General features: G+C 55.6%; 2 protein-coding genes and 1 pseudogene. All 3 read left to right on the top strand.

All coding sequences use genetic code 11. The annotated features are described in order from the left end of the window. Positions 1–144 precede the first annotated feature (144 nt). Positions 145–1320, top strand: a complete 1176-nt coding sequence (locus HMPREF9163_RS00600) for a phage major capsid protein (RefSeq protein ID WP_037345512.1) — start codon at positions 145–147, stop codon at positions 1318–1320. Between the two features lie 68 nt (positions 1321–1388). After that, positions 1389–1664, top strand: a complete 276-nt coding sequence (locus tag HMPREF9163_RS00595) for a head-tail connector protein (RefSeq protein ID WP_009439666.1) — start codon at positions 1389–1391, stop codon at positions 1662–1664. Next, positions 1665–1782, top strand: a pseudogene (locus HMPREF9163_RS12260) (head-tail adaptor protein); the annotation flags it as partial.

Here is a 1782-nt window from a genome sequence, read left to right as displayed (position 1 = left end):
CAGACGGGCTGATCTTCTCCCGTGCCGCCGTCACGAACTCTCTGCTCTCGAAATTCGGGCAGGGAACACAAAATACCAATGTCGATGCAGAGCCGCTCAAACGACGGCTCTTTTCTATTTCACATTAACGGAGGGAAAAAGATCATGGATAAGATCATGGCAATGCGAGAGAAGCGTGCAGAAATGTGGGAACAGGCAAAGCAGTTTCTGGATTCTCACGAAAAGGACGGTCGTCTTACGGCAGAGGATGCCAAAGCGTACGAGCAGATGGAGAATGAGGTGCTTGCGCTCGGCAAGGACATCGAGCGCATGGAGCGTCAGGCAATTCTTGACGCGCAGCTTGCAAAGCCTGTGACGGAGGCAATTACCAACACTCCAGGGGCAGGATTCGCCTCCGAAAAGACAGGGCGTGCAAGCGAGGCATATCGCGCCGCAATGCTCAAGGCTCTTCGCACGAACTTCCGTCAGGTGGAGAACGTCCTGCAGGAGGGGACGGATGCCAGCGGAGGCTATCTCGTTCCCGAGGAATATGACAAACGTCTCATCGACGTACTCAGCGAAGAGAATGTCCTGCGTCCGCTTGCGACGGTTATCACCACGAGCGGCGAACACAAGATCAACATTGCCGCTACAAAGCCTGCGGCATCGTGGATTGAGGAAGGCGCACCTCTGACTTTCGGTGAGGCGACCTTTGCCCAGATCGTTCTCGACGCGCACAAGCTCCATGTCGCGGTCAAGGTGACGGAGGAACTGCTCTATGACAACGCCTTCAACCTTGAGAACTACCTCATCGAGCAGTTCGGCAAGGCACTCGGCAATGCAGAGGAGGATGCGTTCCTCAATGGCGATGGGACTCATAAGCCCAAGGGACTTCTTGCCTCGGCAAAGACCTCCGTCACCACGGCGGCGGCAGACCTCAAGGCGGATGAACTCGTGACACTCGTCTACAGTCTCAAGCGTCCCTACCGGAAGAATGCGGCGTTCATCGTCAACGACCAGACGCTTGCCAGCATCCGCAAACTCAAGGACGCGAACGGTGCGTATTTCTGGCAGCCTTCGTATCAGATGGGCGAACCCGACCGTCTGCTCGGCTATCCCGTGTACTCTTCGGCATATATGCCTGCTGTCGAGGCGGGCAAGACCGTCATCGCGTTCGGTGACTACTCCTACTACAACATCGGCGACCGTGGCACGCGCTCTCTGCAGGAACTGAAGGAGCTGTTTGCGGGCAACGGTATGGTCGGCTACGTCATGAAGGAGCGCGTGGATGGCAAACTCGTTCTTGAGGAAGCCGTGCAGACGCTCAAGATGAAGGGCTGATAAATCGTCCACTTATCCATTTTATCAGCGATTTCATTGGTTTTGCGGCAAAGAGGGGAGGTGGTTTTATGCTTGTGCCGCTTGCAGCAGTCAAGCAGTATCTGCGCATTGACGGCGATGAGGAGGACGATCTCCTCATGCACTTTGCGGAAACGGCAGAACAGATTTGCACGGCACTTCTGCGCGTGAAGAAGCTGTCCAAGCTCGAAGATCAGGCGATTGTACGGGTCGCAATACTCTACGCCGTATCCTATCTTTACGAACACCGAGAGGAAGCCGACCACAGGGGGCTTGCGCTGACGCTGCGCTCGCTTCTTTTCGGTGTGCGGAAGGAGGTCTTTTAGATGAGGGTGTCCATGAGCGAACTGCGTCATCGGATTTCCATCCTGCGTCCCGTAACGGAGACGGATGATGAGGGGAATATCCTTTCATCGTCGGTGCAGGAAGTCGGTAAAGCATGGG

Origin of the sequence: Selenomonas sp. oral taxon 138 str. F0429 (assembly GCF_000318175.2) — a bacterium.
Lineage (GTDB): Bacteria > Bacillota > Negativicutes > Selenomonadales > Selenomonadaceae > Centipeda > Centipeda timonae.
Note: the sequence above shows the minus strand (reverse complement) of the source record. Positions and strands in the feature narration are given on the sequence as shown.

Coding starts and splice junctions, on each gene's coding strand:
- HMPREF9163_RS00600 (WP_037345512.1), top strand. CDS start 145: ATGGATAAGATCATGGCAATGCGAGAGAAGCGTGCAGAAATGTGGGAA.
- HMPREF9163_RS00595 (WP_009439666.1), top strand. CDS start 1,389: ATGCTTGTGCCGCTTGCAGCAGTCAAGCAGTATCTGCGCATTGACGGC.